Genomic DNA, 19,635 nt, shown 5'->3' with positions numbered 1-19,635 from the left:
GGCCAAGCCAAGCGCGGCCACATAATTCCAGATTTCAAAAACGCGAATTTAGCTGAGCCACCGGGGGTTACCTGCATAAGGCCGAGTTTTCGCTGAGAAAATAGCATTGATGCCGACGTTCCCTCGTTGCGGTATGCGTCCGAACCGGTGCTCGATAGTACTTTTTCGATTGTCCGATGTTCTCGGCCGCACGAAGGTCGCGACACGTAAAAAGCGTGTTAGTAAATCGCTTTTTAATCGAACTCCCGGGCGACGGAGATCATCTTGCTCGTTAAGGGTCAAAACAATCCCTAAGAGGAGCTTTGCGACAGCTGCGTGGAGTGCTGATCCGATATTCGGTCGCGCCGCTACCATCGGGTCCATTGCGAGTGCGTTCAAAGCCGTAATCGATGTGTTTCCCTTTGATCATGAGGCACTGGTCCAAATCGGACTTCTAGATCGTTTCGCATTCATTGTTTCTTCAAGAGAGTCTGGGGACTTGGTAGATATCAAACCCTTATTTGGCCTTGGCGGCGTCCTCATCGCAGCCATGACGTCCGAGTTTAACGATCAGGTCACAGCGATTGCGTTGATAGATGTTCGAGGAGCGCTCGGGATCAGCCACGATCCTGGAACTTGGATCCAAAGCTTGTACGTGTGGGCCGAGATCGTTGGCATGGCGATCTCGCCCTGGTTGGCGATGACCTTCACGCTAAGGCGCTGGACACTTTTTGCGATCGCACTATGCGGAGCTTCGGGCGTTCTGATCCCGTTCTGTCCGAACGTCGAGGCGATCTATGCTCTGAGGCTGCTCCAGGGGCTTGCGGGTGGGCTAATCATCCCTCTCCTGATGACCACGGCCTTTCGCGTGCTCACGCCGAATATCCGGCTTTACGGTCTGGCGGTCTATGCTTTGACGGCAACTTTCACGCCAGCGCTGGCTGCGACGGTGACGGCGCTTTGGACGGATATTGTCGACTGGCGAATCGTGTTCTTCCAGCCGATCCCGCTCTGCTCTCTGGCCGGCGTTCTCGTCTGGTATTGTCTGCATCAAGATCAGCCGAAATACGAACGGTTCCGAATGTTTGACTGGCGCGGCCTGCTGCTTCTGGTGATCGGGACCGGAGCCCTGAGTACCATGTTGTATCAGGGTGATCGGCTGGACTGGTTCAATTCGAGGCTGATCTGCGTTTTGGCGTTGGTGAGCGCCTTGGCCATCCCGTTGCTGCTAGCCAACGAGTGGTTTCACCCTTTGCCGCTTCTAAAGCTGCAGATGCTCGGCCGGCGTAACTTCGCCTACGCCGCGCTCGGTCTGTTCCTCTTTTCAATCATCAGCCAATCCGGATCAGCCGTACCTTTGCAGTATTTACAGGAAGTTCAGGGTTATAGGCCGTTGCAATCCAATCTGATCACGCTCGAAATCGCGGCGTTGCAACTCGTGATGCTGCCAGCGATGGCGCTGTTGCTGGATTACAAGCAGGTCGATTCGCGCATGGTTAGCTTGGCTGGGTTGGGATTGATTCTTGCGTCCTGCATTGGCTCGTCCTTTCTCACCGTCTACTGGAATCGGGATCAGTTCTATTTATGGCAATTGCTCCAGGCGATCGGGCAGCCGATGGTGATAATGCCTCTGCTGCTGATGTCCACCAATACCGTTACCGGTCCAGCAGAAGGCCCTTTTGCATCCGCTCTGATTAACACCTCGCGCGCCATGGCCGAGGCAGCGAGCGCCTGGTCCCTGGAATTGATTAACCGCTGGCGCAACGCGCTCCATTCGAGCCGCGTTGTCGATGAGATTGGCCAAGACCGATGGCGGGTGATCCAGGGCAACGGCGTGCTGCCCCAGTATCCGGCACCGTTGACCCCGGGCGGTCGCCCCCGCGTGCCGGGCAGCCTGGAAGCCTTCGGCCACGCCGTGCAGCAGCAGGTGGTGATTTTATCGACGAGCGACACTTTCCTGATCCTCGGAGCCCTCAGCGTGTTTTTGATGCTCGTGGTGATGACGTTGCCCGTCCGCACCATGCCGCCACGCATCCACTTTGCCACGCGTTAGGAATCCGCATGGCAGACGATGTAGCCGAGCTTAAGATACGCCCCGCCGAGCCGAAGCGGAACGAAAAGCCGGACCTTGTGCCTGCGCCCGCGAACGACAGTCAACTTCAACAGAGGGATCGAACACTGCATGACCGGGAGGAACTCGACAAACTTCCCTCGCCTCGGCCGCGCTGGCCCCTGGTTCTGGCCGGGCTCCTCGTGGTGGCTTTCGCAGTTGTGGTTCTGTTCACCATTTTCCGACCGCGCCCGGACGTCCGGACCAGCGATGCTTATGTGACGGTCCACTATTCCATGATCGCACCGCGTATCTCCGGTCAGCTCGCCACGGTGCTGGTTGATGACAATGACGTCGTCAAGACCGGACAAGTGCTCGCAACTCTCGACCCCCGTGACAATGAGACCGCGTTAGCATCAGCCGAGGCGGCGTTCGCGCGCGACAGATCGCTACTCGATGAAATCTCAGCGACGGTGTCACGCCAGCCGTCGATCATAGTAGAGCAGCAGGCTGCCGTTGCGTCGGCGCGCGCCAAACTGGCTTTCGCGCAAGACAATGCGTCCCGCTTCGGCAATCTCGCCACGACGGGAGCCGGCTCAATGCAGGAGCACCAGCAGGCCGACACCACGCTTGCGCAGGATCAAGCCGCGCTGGATAGCGCTGAGGCGTCGCTCGACGCAGCAAAACGGCAATTGGACGTGCTCCGGGCCCGGAGATCTGCGGCGGAAGCTGTCCTCAAAGCCGACGAGGCTCAACTTGTACAGGCGCGGCTCAATCTGTCCTATACGCGGATCAGGGCGCCGATCGACGGCATGATCGGTGAGCGGTCCGTGCAGGTCGGAAATTATGTCAGCCCCGGCACGACGTTGATGACCGTTGTGCCCCTCGACCTTGTCTATATCGAGGCGAACTATCGCGAAGTGGATCTGCTGCACATCCGCGGCGGCCAGCCCGTAACTATCCATGTGGACGCTTACGATATCGACCTCAAGGGAACTGTGGTCAACGTCCCGGCGGCCTCCGGTGCTGCCTTTGCACCCATCGCGCCCAACAACGCCACCGGCAATTTTACCAAGATTGTGCAACGGCTGCCGGTCAAGATCGTGGTGACGCCCGGGCAACCCTTGGCTAAGCTCCTGCGCGTGGGCTTGTCGGTCGAGACCACTATCCATACGGGGCTGGAGGACATCGTGGGCGAACAACGCAGATCAAACGATCCCGTGACCGGGCATTGACGTGTGCGTGCCTTGCGTCTTGTGAGGTATCTGTCAGGTCCGACGATAGCCGTCGGGTTGATCGGCTGCGCCGTCGGGCCGGACTACCAGAGCCCGGCGGTAAGAGAAGACTCCAGACGGTCGGCGCTGGATGGAGAAGACGTGCCCAGCCGGACGGTTCAGGGTGCGGTCGATATCACTTGGTGGAAGAGCTTCCGGGACGTTGAGCTATCCTCGCTGGTCGAAAGGGTCGCGTCCCAAAACCTCGACCTCAAGACGGCCGCTGAGCGTGTGGTCCAGAGCGTGGCGCAGCGTCGGGTCGCGGCCTCTCAGGGATTGCCTAATATCGAAGGGCAATCATCAACTACCTACAATCGGCAAAGCCCGAATGGCACGCTCTCCTTGCTTACACCTGCACCTGGCGCGCCTTTGGATTACGGCCTGTTTCATGACGGCTTGACGTCATCATGGCAGTTGGACCTGTTCGGCCGCGTTAGACGCGCAGTGGAAGCCGCGGACGCCAACACCTTGGCGGCCGTGGAGAACCGACACGGTGTCGCGCTCGCGGCCGTCACCGAACTGGCCCAAAGCTATATGCTGTTGCGCGGGACACAGAACCGCCTTCGGATTGCGAAACGCAATCTTCGCCTTGCCGAAGAGAATGTGGAACTTGTGAATACACGTTTCCGCAACGGCGTCGCCACGACGCTCGACATGGCGCAAGCCCGGGCTCAACAGGCTACTATCGCTGCAACCCAGCCGCCGCTTCGTGCCCGTGAGGCTGCGCTTATCAATGCCATTGGATTGCTGCTGGGCGAGGCTCCCCGCGCGCTGGAGGCCGAGTTAGGACGCCCCCAGATTATTCCGCGCGTGCCCCGCAGGGTTCCAGTGGGAATGCCCGGAACGAGCGTACGCCGTCGCCCGGACGTACGCGAGGGGGAGGCGCGGTTACATGAAGCCACGGCGCAGACGGGCGTCGCGGTGGCAAACTTCTACCCTGACATAACATTGAACGGAGCCGTGGCCGTCGAAAGCTTGCACCTTAGCAATCTGCTTACCCCGACGTCGACCGCATTCGCGGTGGGGCCATCGTTTTCGATCCCGATCTTCGAAGGCGGGCGGTTGCGAGGCGCCCTGGCTTTGAGCGAAGCACGACAGCGGGAAGCGGCGATCTTCTTTCGGGAAACGGTCTTGCGAGCCTGGAAGGAGGTCGACGACGCCCTAAAGGACTATCGCGAAACGCAACGCCGGCGCATCGACATCGCCCGCGCGGTTGCGGAAAATCGGTCCGCTCTGCAAGCCGCAAGGCAACGTTACTCGGAGGGTGCGACGAACTTCCTGGATGTCACCGCGACGCAAACCCAGTTGCTTCAGAGCGAGAACGACCTTTCCGACAGCGACACGCAGATCGCAACAGATTTGGTCAATCTTTATCGCGCCCTTGGGGGAGGATGGGAAATCGTAGATGTCGGTCATGGTGCAGATGGCGAGTTGCCGTAGAGTTCTTCGTGCTGAATAAACGACTCGGTCTGTCCTTTACGGATCGCACGAGCCGCGCAGACGCCGCCCAAGGCGGCTACCAAAACTGTGCCGCGACGAGCGACGAATATAATTGGAAAGGATCAGCACACCCCAAGTCGTTACAAGCCTGCCTCAAGATACATTACACACGTAGCCGAATAGCGGTCGTGTCGAAAGTTTCGGATTCTTCGGGAGTATTATTCCTTCTTGAGCACGTCGATAGGGAAGCTATCGGCGTTCATCTGACCGGACCCGTCGGTCCAAAAGCAATCCACTTGATCGCCCCTGATACCTTTAACGGTCATCAACGGCCCTCCTGAACGCAGCCGAACGAGATCGCCGCTCCCGAACGCGGGAGTGACCTGCGTCTGCAGCGCCGTGTTTGACGGAGCAGGCGCCGAAAAGGCCGGAGCCAACGGCATGCTAAGCACAAGTGTCGCTGCGATTGCGATCGATGCCTGCTTCTTGGACGCTAACATATTGAACTCCATTGCCTCAGTTTCGTTGCCGATTACGACGCCGGCGCTTCCAGAACTACACCGTGACCTCGGTGAATGCTCGTTCCAAGGCTAAGGTAACCCCGCCGAACGCCCGCCATGTGCCCCCTGGCGATGCCCGCCATGTGGCCCCCGGCAAACCCTCGATACGGGCTCTGCCGAAGCCTCCGAGGCGGCCTTGGTCAACACCTCCCGTGCGAGCTCCACCAACGCCACCTACGCGAGCGAAGTAACCTCGGCCAAAGCCGCCCGCGTGTCCTCCGCCTCCGCGTGCCTGTGCATCGGTGGCAAGAAGGCTGCCGGCAAGCGCAGCGCCTGCCAAGATCATCATCACTCGCCGTCTCATGACATTCTCCCTTGGAGCGGACAGAGTCGCCCGCCACGGGCCTGGCGTGTCCGAGAAAAAACGCGGCCTCGCGATAGACTGAAAATGGGAATGCCTGTCTGTCGTCTCAACTAAATTCACGTTCATTAATCTGAATTGAACATCTGCGTGAAATTGGAAACAAAGATTCACCGAATAGCGGCTGGGACTTTAAGCGGACGGAGTGAGAACTGCTTCAGCCCAGCAAACTGGACCACGCACGGGATCAGTCGCTCGATCTCCAAAGTCCTCGCGCTTCATGAGTTGACGGTAAGCCGCAAGAAGTCCGGGCTGGCCACGGACAAGGTTGCCGTTCCCGCCCAAATCCAGCAAGTTTCCGAACGCTTTCTAAAAGGCAATTTAATGGTGCCAGCACATTGCGACGATACATCAACTTCGCGCATTCGGCGTCGGTGCAAGACGGTAGCTTTTTTCGTCGGCACAAACACGAAGTGCTGACCGCATCAAGTTATGATTGAGTTTAGAGACGAAGCAGAAAACAACTCTGCACCGCAGGGACGGGCATACTCTAATCAGTTCAGGGCCCAATGGGCGGCGGGACATTTTCTCATGAGACAGATCACCATTAGCGCCGCTTTCGCGGCCGGACTTGTGTTGTCAACGGGTGCAAGCGCAGAGATATCAGGCCCAGCCATCGCCGCGCAGCAGCCGACATCCGTGATTTCCACCGCACCGGCCCCACCGGGTGACACAATTCGCCAGGCCCTGACGCGGCAAGAAATCAGCTATGCTAACGTGTGGGCGGATGACAAAGGGGAGACTCATGTCACGAAATGTGTGCTGAAAGGGCTGCAGTTGCACGCATTCGCCCCTCCGGCTGCTCCTTATGTGATGGGCATCGTCCCGGAAGATATCGAAAGCATCGTCTTTTCTGTGCTTCCGGCGGGATGGTTTGGGGACTGGCACCACGCCCCGGGACCGCAATGGGTGATTACGCTTTCAGGGCAATGGGAGGTCCAAACCACGGATGGGAGCACGCTCCGCCAGGGTCCAGGTGAGTTCCAATTCAACTCAGATGAAACGTCCTTCGCCAAGGTGCCGGGCGGCCATCTCGGGCATACCGCACGGCTGGTGGGGTCCGTCCCTAACGTCCGCATGATCATCACCCTCAAGAAACGGCCGGGACAAAGTTACGCCAACCAGTCCTGCGTTTTGTAACCAGGTATTGAATCAGGCGACTGAGCAACGCGACCCGCCGCCGAAAGAAGCGTACAGATAGGTCGCACGCCCGTAGAACGATTAGTCAGGCTGATAGGCCGGCGCCCGCCGCCCGCTGCCTCTTTCGGGTTACCGGCTGGCCAACTGCCCGCGGCTTCCCAAGCCGCTCCAGGTTTCGCTGGAGAGGATTCCATGGGTGCGGCGCGATTCGAGTATGTGCGCGAGAATTGGCGGATGCTGCGTGGCGATGCGGCGATTCATCCCGGAAACGCGTCCTAACGAACCATGTCGCAGACCGCCGACGGCGAAGCGGGTTGTCGGCGATTCACTGCCGTTCCGTGAGGCTGACTATGAGTTCGGCAAGCCGGAGAAATATCTCGACCCTAAGCTCTCCTCCCATCCTGGTTACCGATCACGCAGCGCCATGCCGCGAGGCGTTCGGCCGGACGCTGCTTCATCCACTCGGCGAGCTGCGGCGCACCCATCAGACAGGACTGCATTGACACGTCAGCGACGTCCGAGGTCGTGACCACCTGCTCGTGACAATTTGTCGGAGAGGAGAGACTGCAGAGTACGGCGATGATCTTGATCATGACGATAGGACCTCGTCACGACGACCGGCAGCTTCCTTTTTATGCTGCTTGTTAACCGGCTCGGCCTGCGGAAAGATGTCGTCATATATCGCGCGAGCTTTCCGGACTAGACCGGTTCGCTCGCGCTCGGGTTTTGGGATCAACCGAACAACTGGCAAAGCACTTCTACTTGAGATAGATTTTTCAAGAGGCAAAAATTTACCCTCGCCAGGCGGACGCGCGGATTACGCTGCAGAAATTGCCACGCCGAAAAGATGGATCCTTATCGGCGAGAACATCGGCTTTCACGTTGCCAAAGGTCGTCTCAGGCTTGTGCTTGATGCCATCATAGAAGGCCTGAATAATGTCCTCCTTGAAATGCGCTGGGCGCGGATGTGCACGCACCACAGCCTCGCGCTCCGCATCGCTGTACTCGGAATAAGCCAATCCAAGCACGTCCATTTCGACGCCGGCGGTCACCAGAGCTACGACTGGATGCATATGCTGCGGAATGCCAGGCGTGGTGTGCAGGGCGATCGCAGTCCAGACTGTATCGATATCTGCTTGTGCGATGCCGTGGCTTCTCAGGAAATCACGGGCGGCATTCGCGCCATCAACCTCGAAGCGCTCATCCGCGCTGCTGTGCTCATGGGTCAAACCCATGTCGTGAAACATTGCTCCGGCATACAGCAATTCGGAATCGAACCTGAGTGCGCGGCGCTTGCCGGCCAGAGCGGCCCAGTAATAGACGCGGCTCGAATGGTGAAACAGAAGCGGCGATTCGGTGTCCCGCACTAACTCCGTTATTTCGCGCGCGAGCTTACTGTCTGGAACTCCGATTCCTGCTAGATCGGTATTCGTTGTAATGATGTTCATTGCACGTCTCCTGCCGGTTTGTTTTCAACAACATTGACAGTCGTTGGGTCTCCGAAATCGTGCCCGCGTTAAGTCATGAGGCTCCCGGTTCGAGGTGAAGCGCTCAAACGAGCTACGGCCCGACAAACTGGTCCTTCATTCGTGGCCAACCCAATGTCGCGCGAGCGCCGCCGGCTCTTTGACTTGGATATCGTAATGGTTGGGGTAAACATACGCTCTATTGGTTTTGGGTAACAATACGTTGGTTTATGCAGCGGTATGTCGCAAAGCTAACGGTATGCCTGTTGCCGTGACTTTCCTACCAACGGGCGCGGCTTTCAAAGACACCGCTCGCTCGCGCGCAGCATCTTTTCTACCCGCCTGCCCTCGCAATGACGTCACGACACCCTCGCCTCCTCCCAGCGCGTCGCGCCAAAGCCATGCATGAATCTTTCGTCCTGAAATCGGAGGTGCAAGCAATGCCGGGCGCGTCGGGAGCTGACGTCTGCTGTGGCCCGAAGCAGAACTCGCGGACGAGACGCCTGTTCTTTGAAGGGCCTACGGGGACCGAGTTACGGACGCCAGCACGACGCGGTGTCTGCGTTCAGCCTCCGATAATGTTAGCATCAACCAGGCGACGGATCCTGGCCTCCCGTTCCCTGAGATCGTTGTACAGACGAGCATTCTCCAGCGCGATCGCCGCTTGCGACGCCAGCAATTCGAGTACCGAGATCCGGGCGGGCGTGAACGCGTGCGAGGCCAGGCTGTTCTCGAGATAAAGCAGCCCGATCAGCTTGGCCAACTTCACCAGAGGCAGGCAAAGCACCGACTTGGCGTGCTTGTCGCGGATGTACTGGTCTGCCGAGACGGGTTCTGGGCCAGGGCATCATCAAGGAGCACGCTTTCCCGGGTCCGGATCACATATTGGAGGACGGATTCAGGAATCTCCGCCGGTGAGACCGACGACTGGCGCAGCATGACGTTGATCTGCCCGCGGCCGGTCGTCGCTTCGGCCGCAGTCTGCGGCTCATCGCCTTGGAACAGGATAAGCAGGCCACGGTCGGCGCCGGCATGCTCGACCGCGATCCGCAGCAGCGTCTCGATGAGCTTGTCGAGGACGATCTCGCTGACACCGCCTGCGCGGCCTTGAGCACGGTCCCGACATCCAGCTGGTCGACGGGCGTGCCGATTGTAGAGATAGGAGATGCAAGGACTGGCGCGGCACGAAGATGCGGATGAAGCTGTTCGAGTTGTCGCACTTTGCCGAACGCGCCCCAGCATCGTGCGTCATCATTCGGCGGGTGTAAGCTGCGGTCCAGTGTTGGAACTCGCCCGACGCCCTTCCCCGAATAACCATGTTTGCAATCGGTCGAGATAGAGATACACGACTGGCGTCGTGTAAAGCGTGAGGATCTGCGACAGCGCGAGGCCACCGACGATCGCGTATCCGAGCGGCTGGCGAATTTCGGAGCCGACGCCGGTTCCAACCATCATCGGTACGGCCCCCAGCAGTGCCGCCATCGTGGTCATAAGAATTGGGCGAAAGCGCTTGATGCAGGCCTGATAAATCGCTTCTTCTGTATTCAAGCCTTCGCGCTGTTCCGCTTGCAGCGCGAAATCGACTAACATGATGCCGTTCTTTTTGACGATCCCGATAAGGAGGATGATGCCAACGATCGCGATGACACTAAGATCGAAATGAGCGGCCATCAACAGCAACAGGGCGCCCACACCGGCCGAAGGCAGGGTAGAGATGATCGTGATCGGGTGGATCGTGCTCTCGTAGAGCATGCCCAGGATCAGATATATCACGAACAGCGAGGCGAGGATCAGAATTGGCGTGCTCTTGAGCGATGCGCCGAAGGCCTGCGCATTGCCCTGGAAGCTGGTTTGCAGCGATAGAGGTGGATGCAGCTCCTTTTCTATGGTCTGAATTCCGCTAACCGCCTGTCCGATCGCGGCGCCGGGCGCAAGATTGAACGAGATCGTAATAGACGGGAATTGAGACTGGTGGTTGACGACGAGCGGTGCGACTTTCACCACCGAATCGACCAGCGTTGTCAGCGGCACCTGCTGTCCGCTCGACGATTTGACGTAGATCCCATTCAGCGCCTCGGGCGAATACTGGAATTTTGGATTTACTTCCAGCACCACGTGATATTGCTGCAATGTCGTATATATGGTCGAGACAATGCGCTGACCAAAGGCGTCATCGAGCGTATTGTCGATCGTGTAGGGCAGGATACCGTAGCTTGAGGCAACTTCGCGCTTGATGGTGATGTCGAGCAGCGGCCCTGCGTTAAGCTGGTCGGTCGTGACGTCGGCGACTGTCGGAAGCGCCTTGATCTTGTCCAGAAACGATGCCGCCCAGTGGCTGAGTTCGCCCGGATCGGCGTCATTCATTGTGTATTGGAACTGGGTCTTGTTCAGCCGTGCGCCGACTGTGATATCCTGCGCCGCCTGCATATATAGAGTGATGCCCTGGATTTTGGCCAAGTTGGTGCGCAGGCGCGCCATCACCTTGTCGATCGGATCGCGCTGTGCCGCCGGCTTGAGCTGGATAAAGACACGGCCATCGTTGACCGTGTAGGTGCCGCCGCCGGCGCCAACCGCTGAACCGATCGAGCCAACGGCGGGGTCCCGCATGATAGCGTTGAGCATTGCTTGCTGGCGCTCCGCCATGGCCTGGAACGAGATATCCTGTGCCGCTTCCGATTGGGCGATGATCAATCCCGTGTCCTGCTGAGGAAAGAAGCCTTTTGGAATGATCACATAAAGATAACCTGTCACCGCAATCGTGCCGATCATCACCGTCAGGGTCACAAAACTGTGCCGCAACGCGATCTTGAGGCCCGCCTCGTAAGCGTTGAGCAAGCCATCGAAACCGCGCTCCGAGAGACGGTAGAGCCAGCCGTGCGCCTTGCTCTCCGGCTTGAGCAGGTAAGCGCACATCATGGGGGTCAGCGTTCTCGAAATAACAAGCGAGAGTAGAAGGGCCACACTAACGGTCATTGCGAATTCACGGAACAGAAGTCCGACATAACCGCTCATCAGGAAAAGCGGGATGAACACCGCAATCAGAGAAAAGGTGATCGCCATGACCGTGAAGCCGATCTCGGCGGACCCTTTCATGGCGGCGTCATAGGGCGACAGACCCTCCTCGATATGCCGGGTGATGTTTTCGATCTCGACGACGGCGTCATCGACGACAAATCCAACGGCGATCGACAAGGCCATCAGCGAGAGGTTGTCGAGGCTATAACCCATCTCGTAGAGGATCGCGAAAGTACCGACCAGTGACAGTGGCACCGTTACGGCCGGGATAATGGTCGCCCAAAAATTGCGAAGGAAAATAAAAATCACCATGACGACCAGTGCAACCGTCAGCAGCAGCGTGAACTGCACGTCGTCGATCGACGCACGGATGGTCTGGGTACGATCGGAAATAACGTTGATCTTGATCGCGGCTGGAATCGAAGCCTGAAGGACAGGCATCATGTCCTTGATGCGTTGTACCGTCTCGATGACATTGGCGCCGGGCTGGCGCTGGACCGCCAGCATGATGGCGCGCTGATTGTTGTACCAGGCTGCGATCAAATCGTTTTCGGGAGCGCTGATTGCGCGTCCGACGTCCCGGACGCGGACCGGAGATCCGTTGCGATAAGCGATAATCAGGTCGGCATACTGGTCCGGTTGGAAGACCTGATCGTTGGTCTTGAGCGTGTAGGTCTGGCGGGGGCTGTTGAGGGTACCCTTGGCGAGGTCCACATTAGCCTGACCAAGAACCGTACGCACGTCTTCAAGATTGATACCGCGCGCAGCCAGAGCTTGCGGGTCGACCTGGACGCGAACGGACGCCTTCTGCTGACCGCCGATGCCGACGAGACCGACGCCGGGTACTTGTGAGATCTTTTGCAGAAGAATGTTTTCCGCATACGCGTCTACCGTGGTCAGCGGCAAGCTGTCGGAGGTAATGCCCAGCACGAGAATCGGCGTATCGGCCGGATTCACCTTCCGGATGATCGGTGGATATGGAATGCCTGTCGGCAAATAGGGAGTCGCGGCATTGATCGCCGACAACGTGTCACTCACGGCGCCGTCGATCTGACGGCTCAAGTTAAATTGCAGGGTGATCTGGGTGTAACCCAGCGCGCTCGCCGATGTCATCTGGGTGAGGCCCGGTATCTCGCCGAATTGCAACTCCAGCGGCGAAGCAACCGAAGACGCCATAGTCTGCGGATCTGCGCCCGGCAATTGCGCGGTGACGGTCAACGTCGGGTAGTTGACATTGGGCAACGCCGCGACGGGCATGAGCGGATAGGCGACCAGACCACCAACCAACAGCCCCACCATCAGCAGAGCTGTTGCGATCGGCCGTCGAATGAAGGGCGCAGAGATGTTCACGGGATCGGCGCCTGCAACGCGTCCTGAGCGGCAGCTTCCTCCGCGGCCTTGCCGTGCAAAATACTGACGTGAACCCCCGGCTGCAACTTGTATTGCCCATCCACCACGACCTGCTCATTTGCGCTGAGACCAGAATCGATCAACGCTTGGCCGTCACTGACTTGGGAAACCTTGATCTGCCTGATCGAGACGGAGTTGTCGGAGCCGACGACATACGCATAGGCGCCGGTCGGCCCCTGCTGTACGGCAGCGGCCGGAACAGTCAAACCGTTGTGCCGTGTATCAAGAAGCAAGCGCGCATTGATGAGTTCCCCCGGCCACAATCGATTCTCCCCGTTCGGAAAGTTTGCCTTGAGCTGGATTGAACCGGTTGTCTGCAGAATCTCATTATTGACAAGTCCAAGCTGCCCCTGACCAAGTTCGATGGTGTTGTCCTGGTTGTTGGCAACGACTGAAAGCGGAGCTTGTGTCTTTTTTTGCTGCTGCTGGACCTGCGGCAGGACAGTTTCGGGAAGAGTGAAAATCAGTGAAATTGGGTCGAGCTGTGTGACGACGCATAAGCCGTTCGTCGTCGACGGGCTGATGATATTCCCAACGTCGATCTGACGAATCCCGACCACTCCATCGATCGGCGATGTCAAGCGCGTGTAACTAAGCTGCACCTTGGCCCCTTCGATGAGAGCCTGGTCGGTCTTGATGGCCGCTTGCAATTGCCCCACTTGTGCATTCTGGGTCTCCACCAACTGGGGTGTAGCCCAGCCTTGGGTTCCCAATTGATCATAGCGCTTTTGATTCGCCTGAGCGTTGACGAGTTGAGCCTGATCGCGCTCCAGATTCCCCGTGTATTGATCGATCAACGCTTGATACGGACGGGGGTCGATCTGCGCGAGCAGGTCGCCAGCATGCACCTTCTGGCCTTCAACGAAATTGATGCTGATAATTTGTCCCTGGATCTGGGCGCGCACCACATCTGTATTGAAGGCGATCACCGTCCCGACGCCCGTCAGATAGATCGGCACGTCATGCGCGGTAACGACGGCGGAGACGATCGGTACTGGAGAGGGCGCCGCGGCGGTCCTCTGGGCCGAGCTTGCGTGAGTGAGGTGGAAAACGCCGCCAGCGGCGACGGCAGTCGTCAGCAGAACTGCGGAAATTGTGAATCTTTTTTTCATGGGCGCTCCTCGGTTGCCGATTTGGGGGCCGACCTGGGTTGGGGTGCGTCTGTCACGGCACCGTATTTGGGGGAGCAAAAATCTGAGACCCAGAGACCGGCATCGTCGGCGTCGCCACAACGCCAGGTACAGTGACGGGCATTGTTGGTATCGGCGCGGAAGAACTGACGCCCAGATTGCCGATCTCGACCGAACCTAGGGGAATCCCTGTCCGCGGGTTGCCTCCGGGCACCGTAGGTGATGTCGGCGTCGAGGATGCGGTCAGGCTGTTTGAGCCGGAACCGCACATACCTGACATCCCAGCCGTGTCCAGCAACCCCGAAGCAGACAAAGTCGGGCTCATCACCGACATGCCAGCACCCGGCAAGGATCCGGCCATCCCGCCAGCGGTTACCCCCGTCGCAGGCACTGAGTTTGCGATCGATATTCCGCCGCCGTCATAGGTGGTACCCGAGCCGTACGTTTGCGTTGATGAAGTACCCACTGTCGAACACGGCATGCCACCCGAAGGCATTGCGATCGTGCCGGTTGGATTGGACGGAACGGGGCTTACCCCTGCGGACGTGATCTCCGTGGAGCCAAGCGGGATGCCCGTCGGCGAAACGGATGAGCCTGATGATGCGCTACCAAGTGGTGAGGTTGCGCCAATCGTGGGCGTTGGCACGACCATTCCATTCATTTGCGCAAGAGCCACGTTGCCCATAAGCAGTGCCGTCACGGCTACAGCGATCGCCGAAAATCTCATTTCGTCCTCCGTTTCGCGCCGAACCCAATTTGGATTATCGGACCTTTCAACCTGGCATTTGCCTCTTTGCATGAATTGTCAGTGTATCCGTTGCAGACATGCCTAGTTCATCCCCGAAGAGGTCGGGAAGATTGACTGCAATAGGCGTCAGTGAGCTCTGGACCGGGACCTACCCGAACACGATCTCCATGCGGCCGAAAGGCAGGACATTGCGGCCCTTCCGATCGTTCCCGAAAGCCGATGCATTGAATGTAGTGCGGGCTGGAGCTCGCACTATTAAATTGGCGTTTAGAAGCTTGCCGCAATATGGCCTTTCGCGGTGGCAGTGGCAGAAGCGCTCGCCAAGCGAAGTTTCGTGACAATGCCGGCAGCATCCTGATCCAGGATCACGACAAGCTACCCGGCGTGGTCAGCGTCAAGAGAGCGGACTGAACTCCCCATCCAGTGTCCGCTTGCCTCGCGCCAGGCAGCGTTCGACCATTCGGATAGGCCTTGAGTGCGGGAATATCGTCGCGGGCGTATTTCGGATAGCCGGTGATGGGTCGGGATAGAGAACACAAAGAACCTTAGCCATGATAATCGCTCCTTTTACATTGAGGGGTGCCTCGCACTTATCCATGTGGGTTTGCATACAAGCATAGCGGCCAGAACTGCCTCGCTGCTAATACTTGTCGCGCAAGCTGTTGGTCACTCAATGATCACCGCGATGGCTCAAGGCCCATATGTAAGCCGCCAAGGCTGAGACCTGCGACGAGGACAGTTCCGCGCCACCCATCGGAGGCATTGGAGCCCCATACTTTTTCGGTTTCGGCACCCCGACGGTGATGGTGTGAGCGATTGAAGCTAGGCTGCCGTCACCCCATAGCCGGTCGCCTGTCGTGAGATCGGGTCCCTGAGGACTACCTTTGGCGTCCGTTCCGTGGCATCCGGCGCATGGTGCACTCGCGACTTGGCCCTCGAATATCTGGCCGCCGAGTGCGACCGCTTCAGGCGTTGATCCGGGCGCCGTCGGAAGGGCTGCCTGCGTGCCGGCATCCGGATGGATACCTTCTGGCGGCACCGCCGACCCAGCAGCCAGGTTGTCGGCCGGCGATGATGGCGTGGGCGCGGCCGCAACTGCAGCCGTGGCGGGACCGTGATAGGTCACGCGCCAGATGCGTCCATGCTGGTCGTCGGAGATGTAGATCGCACCGTCCGGTCCGAGCGCGAGCCCAGACGGACGGTACGCCGCTTGACCCGGCTCTTCGATTGCGCCGGCGAAGCCATCGGCGAAAACAACATACGGCCCTGAAGCCTTGCCGTCCGCGAGCGGCTGAAACACCAAGTTGTAGCCAGCCTGCGGGAATGGTGCCCGATTCCATGATCCGTGGAACGCGATGAACGCGCCGCCGCGATAGGCCGCCGGGAATTGATCCCCGCCGTAGAGCAGAAGATCATTGGGCGCCCAATGAGCAGGAAACGCCGCGATCGGGGCGTTTTTGCCGGCACAACGTCCAACGGCCTTTCCGCCATCACCGCCGTATTCCGGGGCAAGAACCAGCTTGTGCTGGGTCAGATCGAAGTAGCAATAGGGCCAGCCGTAGTCGGCGCCGCGCTCCAGCAGCACGAGTTCCTCCGCCGGCTCGTTGGCACCATTTTCGGGTGTGTAAAGGTGCGGCCAGTTCTCGCGCAACTGGTCCCGGCCGTGCATGGTTGCAAACATTCGGCCTACGGAGTCGAATGCGAAGCCTTCGCCGTTGCGCAGACCGGTGGCGTAGCGCTCGGCAGGCGAGAACCGCTGCCCGGTCTTGTTCGCGTCGTAGCGCCAGGTGCCGCCGCGCGTCTCGAGTTCGGTGCATGGCTCTCTCCCGGGCGAGTTCGGCATGCGGTTTGCGACCTGGCAGGAATTGGTCGCCGTACCGAGATCGACATATAGCCCGCCATGCGCGTCGATCCTGAACGGATGCATCGGATGGTCGCCGGTAAGAGGAAGCCCGGAGACAACAGTCTCGGGCGCCGCGTCCGGCGTGATCGCGGCCGCCGACAATGCGTAGCGCACGATGCGATCGTTCGTTTCAGCGTAAAGCGCCCCATTATAGAACGCTATTCCAGTTCCCCCGGCATTGCCGCTCTCGGCGCCGGGGCCAAAGCGCTTGACCACGTCTGCGCGGCCTTCACCCTTTGTGTCTTGCAGAGCCACCAGAAGTCCGCCTGGCGGTGGTGTATCGTTGCGAAAATAGGTCCCGCTCCAGGTGTTGACGTACAGCACCCCATTTGGTCCAAACGCCATCTGTCGGGCGTGGCCGATGTGGTCGGCGAATACGGTCGCGCAGAAACCGGGCGGCAGCGTGATGCCGCCATTGTCACCCGAACAGGGCAAGACCGCTGCGGCCGCGTTGTGCCCCTCCTGCGCAAACGAATTCGATGGAGCAAGCAACAACATTCCCACCATGTGCAGCGTTATTACGGCCATCTGACCACGGCGCATCCGAGCATCTCTCATGAAACGTATCCTCTTCTGGGATGAATCTTTCTTCGCACTCAAGATCCCGCGGGCTGATGAAGTTAGCGTTGCCACTATTCGGGGCTCACAAACTGTCGTTTGATTGACCTGCTCATCGCCTGCTGCTTATTCCGCCATACTTTCGTTTTCTCCGCTCATACTTCGGTTTCGTACCCAGTGCCCATCCCTGGGAACTCGGTCGCGTTGATTGTGTTGTGGGACTTGAGATTAAGAAGTCGTCGCGTGAGAACGCGAACTGCTACGTATCGTCGTCGTCGCCCTCAAGCGCAAAAACGGCGGGCTTCGGCGTGCTCAGTTCTGCATCAGAATGGCGCGGCCAGACCACTTCAGCGAAGATTGGCGGTTCTTCGAAGCCAGCCTCTGCCCTCGTTCGGCTCTCCGACTTCTTCAACAGAATCGGTCGATCGAGCTGAACAGAATGTCGGCCCTTCCTCTTAAGAGCGCACATTTTTAATCAGGCGGCCATGTTTGAAATCGAACCAAAGCACCCACCGCAAAAAAGTCACTTTAAAACAGAATTTAATGGTCCTTGGCGATCCGCGAAACCCAAATCAGGATCATGCCGGACGTAGCAGCGGGACCCCGAGAGCCGGTACTCAATCTGCGAGGAACGACAAGAATTCAGCATGGCCTCAAAGATAACATCTTCGCTTATTTGTCGCCCTCATTACAGCGTTCTGCCTCATGGTCCTGGCGAGAGCGTTCAAGTGGAACGCGCAGGCGAAGCCGGTTTAGCCGCGATAGATACAAACCCAATCACTTCAGCGAGGCGCCGTTACAAATCGAAAGGCCCGTTCGATGACAAATCTGCCTGAAGTGCCAATGAATACTCACGACGAAGTCCTCCTCTGGCACGCTCTTCATCGTCTTGAGGCAACATATTGGTACGACGTTGACGTCAACGAAGGGCGCACAGCCCATGAATTTTTCATTCCGGACGGCGTGAAGATGGTTGGTCACAACCGGTTTGAGGGGCGTGAGCAGATCCGAGCATTTTATGAGTGGCGTTCTCGTCAAAGCGCCACGGAGGCCGTGCGTCAACTGGGGATCAGCGGCGTGAGAGCAGTGCGTCACCTGATCACGAATCTATCTGTAGCATCGACCAGCGAACGCAGCGCGACAGTGCTGGGCATCGTCCTTTTCTATGGTGGTCCATCGAAGCATCAATCAAATCCTCCTATGGTCGCAGATTTGATCAATGAGTGTGTATTAAACAAAGACAACGTCTGGCGATATAAATCACACATACTCAGGCCGGTATTCATGAGTAAAGTGACGCCCCCGGAAATGCAGATCGACCCCAATTTCCTAATGCACACGTGAGCGAACCGCATGGATCATCACGGCGACAGATCCGGACGGGAGCATAAGCCTCTCGCGCGCGTAATTCAGGATGCTGCGCTCTCCGCGTTCCGGACCTACCTGTCGAAGGTCCCTTATACGCGAATGTCGAATTCGGCGCAGTGACGAACAAGGCCGTTAAGTAGGAAAACTGCCTGAAGCGGCCTTTGTCACGAGACTGCACCATCCTAGTTACCCGCCGAGCCACTCGTCAGCTTCCGGATCGATCGACAATTATACGGCTGGACTCCTCTCTCCACCGACGGCCGCGCCTTGACGATACCATCACCCCTCGCCTTCCTGGAAGATATTGATCTCAGACGATCTGCGCCACTCCCCTTTCGTAATCAATTAATCCCTCCGTTGAAATTGGTCGAGAGGACGTGAATGAGTAACCCGAACACGTGAAGTGCAAGCGCGTGCCATTTCGCTCGGAGACCCTAAATACCAACCAGCGCTACGCGCGGATCATCGACCAGGCACAAGCAAATTTAAATCGACGTAATGCTTGAACGTTCGGCCGACGTAAAATTTTTCAAGAACGGAGATACAAATGAAAAAAGCGCTTATCACATCGACCGTAGCCGGGTTGATAGTCGCAACCTTGAGTCTTCCATCAAACGCTGCTGGAATTATGACTCGAGTGTTTTTCACTTCAGGAGCCAGCGCCGGCACTACGACAGGTTTCGGCAACGGGATCCTAGGCAGTGGAGCCGGAAGCATTGCCGCTGGAGCCAACAGCGCCGCGAATCCTTCAGGCAACGCCTTTATCAACACATCGCCGAGCGGTTCGACCCTAATGCCAAATATCGGCGGCGGAACATCGGGCGGAGTCCACCGCCGGTAATTTGGATCGTCGACGCATGGTGCCTCTTGTCCGGTTCTGTTCTGAACGGAAAATCATGTGCCAGGACGCCCCTTCCATTCAATCTGAATTCTGGCTCTTGGGATTCAACTCCGAAGAAATTTCCTGCGCTAGGGTTTGCCCCCTTCGCCAACCGTCGGTTGCACGAAGAGGCCGATCGCATATTGCACGGCGAAGGCGGCTCCGATGTGAAACAGGTTCAACGCCCCGTTCGCTCGACGCTCAAGCGCCGGGGCGAGCGAGCGGAGGGGGATCCATCGCCCACCTTTAAGGACCGCATGAAGAGCGGGTCTGCACAAGCGCATGGCGCGCCGCGACGATTCGAGATCTGCTGAGAAAGCGCGGAAGGCCGGGGACACCGCTCGGATCGGCGC

Annotated in this window: 15 protein-coding genes; 7 read left to right on the top strand and 8 right to left on the bottom strand. The window is 58.4% G+C overall.

The window, feature by feature from the left end; all coding sequences use genetic code 11:
- Positions 1-478 precede the first annotated feature (478 nt).
- The 3 genes from ABSE61_RS09735 to ABSE61_RS09725 are packed head-to-tail and all read left to right on the top strand — an operon-like array spanning position 479 to position 4,743.
- Positions 479-2,032, top strand: a complete 1,554-nt coding sequence (locus ABSE61_RS09735) for an MFS transporter (protein ID WP_423870861.1) — start codon at positions 479-481, stop codon at positions 2,030-2,032.
- Between the two features lie 8 nt (positions 2,033-2,040).
- Positions 2,041-3,264, top strand: a complete 1,224-nt coding sequence (locus ABSE61_RS09730; RefSeq protein WP_423870860.1) for an HlyD family secretion protein — start codon at positions 2,041-2,043, stop codon at positions 3,262-3,264.
- 57 nt (positions 3,265-3,321) lie between these two features.
- Entirely contained in the window at positions 3,322-4,743 is a 1,422-nt protein-coding gene (locus tag ABSE61_RS09725) for an efflux transporter outer membrane subunit (protein WP_423870859.1), read from the top strand.
- A 218-nt stretch (positions 4,744-4,961) separates the two neighbouring features.
- On the opposite strand, the gene ABSE61_RS09720 is transcribed toward ABSE61_RS09725, so the two are convergent.
- Complete coding sequence (locus tag ABSE61_RS09720) at positions 4,962-5,186, bottom strand: YodC family protein (protein WP_423870892.1); 225 nt, start codon at positions 5,184-5,186, stop codon at positions 4,962-4,964.
- 1,009 nt (positions 5,187-6,195) lie between these two features.
- Between ABSE61_RS09720 and ABSE61_RS09715 the strand changes: the two genes are divergently transcribed.
- Positions 6,196-6,804 carry a cupin domain-containing protein gene (locus ABSE61_RS09715; RefSeq protein WP_423870858.1) on the top strand — a complete coding sequence of 203 codons (609 nt, stop codon included), beginning with the start codon at positions 6,196-6,198 and terminating at the stop codon, positions 6,802-6,804.
- 383 nt (positions 6,805-7,187) lie between these two features.
- Here ABSE61_RS09715 and ABSE61_RS09710 read toward each other — a convergent pair whose 3' ends face one another.
- The 6 genes from ABSE61_RS09710 to ABSE61_RS09685 form a co-directional block, all read right to left on the bottom strand.
- On the bottom strand, positions 7,188-7,397 hold the full coding sequence (locus ABSE61_RS09710) for a hypothetical protein (protein WP_423870857.1): 210 nt from the start codon (positions 7,395-7,397) through the stop codon (positions 7,188-7,190).
- 198 nt (positions 7,398-7,595) lie between these two features.
- A complete protein-coding gene (locus ABSE61_RS09705) occupies positions 7,596-8,252 on the bottom strand; it encodes an HD domain-containing protein (RefSeq protein ID WP_423870856.1) in 657 nt (218 codons plus the stop codon).
- Between the two features lie 583 nt (positions 8,253-8,835).
- On the bottom strand, positions 8,836-9,033 hold the full coding sequence (locus tag ABSE61_RS09700) for a GAF domain-containing protein (protein WP_423870855.1): 198 nt from the start codon (positions 9,031-9,033) through the stop codon (positions 8,836-8,838).
- 2 nt (positions 9,034-9,035) lie between these two features.
- Positions 9,036-9,512, bottom strand: a complete 477-nt coding sequence (locus ABSE61_RS09695; protein WP_423870854.1) for a hypothetical protein — start codon at positions 9,510-9,512, stop codon at positions 9,036-9,038.
- 9 nt (positions 9,513-9,521) lie between these two features.
- Positions 9,522-12,635 carry an efflux RND transporter permease subunit gene (locus ABSE61_RS09690; RefSeq protein ID WP_423870853.1) on the bottom strand — a complete coding sequence of 1,038 codons (3,114 nt, stop codon included), beginning with the start codon at positions 12,633-12,635 and terminating at the stop codon, positions 9,522-9,524.
- Complete coding sequence (locus ABSE61_RS09685) at positions 12,632-13,807, bottom strand: efflux RND transporter periplasmic adaptor subunit (RefSeq protein ID WP_423870852.1); 1,176 nt, start codon at positions 13,805-13,807, stop codon at positions 12,632-12,634. The genes ABSE61_RS09690 and ABSE61_RS09685 overlap by 4 nt, the downstream gene beginning before the upstream one ends.
- Before the next feature lie 131 nt (positions 13,808-13,938).
- Between ABSE61_RS09685 and ABSE61_RS09680 the strand changes: the two genes are divergently transcribed.
- Positions 13,939-14,250, top strand: a complete 312-nt coding sequence (locus tag ABSE61_RS09680; protein WP_423870851.1) for a hypothetical protein — start codon at positions 13,939-13,941, stop codon at positions 14,248-14,250.
- Positions 14,251-15,243: 993 nt separating this feature from the next.
- On the opposite strand, the gene ABSE61_RS09675 is transcribed toward ABSE61_RS09680, so the two are convergent.
- Positions 15,244-17,034, bottom strand: coding sequence for a c-type cytochrome (locus ABSE61_RS09675; protein ID WP_423870850.1), 1,791 nt, complete (start codon positions 17,032-17,034; stop codon positions 15,244-15,246).
- Between the two features lie 819 nt (positions 17,035-17,853).
- On the opposite strand from ABSE61_RS09675, the gene ABSE61_RS09670 reads away from it, so the two are divergent.
- Together ABSE61_RS09670 and ABSE61_RS09665 are read left to right on the top strand one after the other, a co-directional pair.
- Positions 17,854-18,378: a nuclear transport factor 2 family protein gene (locus ABSE61_RS09670; RefSeq protein WP_423870849.1), complete on the top strand. Its 525-nt coding sequence runs from the start codon at positions 17,854-17,856 to the stop codon at positions 18,376-18,378.
- A gap of 571 nt (positions 18,379-18,949) precedes the next feature.
- Positions 18,950-19,243 (top strand): hypothetical protein, encoded by a 294-nt coding sequence (locus tag ABSE61_RS09665; RefSeq protein ID WP_423870848.1) that lies wholly within the window; start codon positions 18,950-18,952, stop codon positions 19,241-19,243.
- Positions 19,244-19,635 lie beyond the last annotated feature (392 nt).

Origin of the sequence: Bradyrhizobium sp. (assembly GCF_049519115.1) — a bacterium.
In the GTDB taxonomy this organism is placed as follows: Bacteria; Pseudomonadota; Alphaproteobacteria; order Rhizobiales; family Xanthobacteraceae; genus Bradyrhizobium.
The sequence above is the reverse complement of the archived record's forward strand: the minus strand, read 5'-3'. Positions and strand labels throughout refer to the sequence as shown.

Coding starts and splice junctions, on each gene's coding strand:
- ABSE61_RS09730 (WP_423870860.1), top strand. CDS start 2,041: ATGGCAGACGATGTAGCCGAGCTTAAGATACGCCCCGCCGAGCCGAAG.
- ABSE61_RS09720 (WP_423870892.1), bottom strand. CDS start 5,186: ATGCCGTTGGCTCCGGCCTTTTCGGCGCCTGCTCCGTCAAACACGGCG.
- ABSE61_RS09685 (WP_423870852.1), bottom strand. CDS start 13,807: ATGAAAAAAAGATTCACAATTTCCGCAGTTCTGCTGACGACTGCCGTC.
- ABSE61_RS09675 (WP_423870850.1), bottom strand. CDS start 17,034: ATGAGAGATGCTCGGATGCGCCGTGGTCAGATGGCCGTAATAACGCTG.
- ABSE61_RS09705 (WP_423870856.1), bottom strand. CDS start 8,252: ATGAACATCATTACAACGAATACCGATCTAGCAGGAATCGGAGTTCCA.
- ABSE61_RS09715 (WP_423870858.1), top strand. CDS start 6,196: ATGAGACAGATCACCATTAGCGCCGCTTTCGCGGCCGGACTTGTGTTG.
- ABSE61_RS09710 (WP_423870857.1), bottom strand. CDS start 7,397: ATGATCAAGATCATCGCCGTACTCTGCAGTCTCTCCTCTCCGACAAAT.
- ABSE61_RS09670 (WP_423870849.1), top strand. CDS start 17,854: ATGACAAATCTGCCTGAAGTGCCAATGAATACTCACGACGAAGTCCTC.
- ABSE61_RS09695 (WP_423870854.1), bottom strand. CDS start 9,512: ATGCTGGGGCGCGTTCGGCAAAGTGCGACAACTCGAACAGCTTCATCC.
- ABSE61_RS09665 (WP_423870848.1), top strand. CDS start 18,950: ATGAAAAAAGCGCTTATCACATCGACCGTAGCCGGGTTGATAGTCGCA.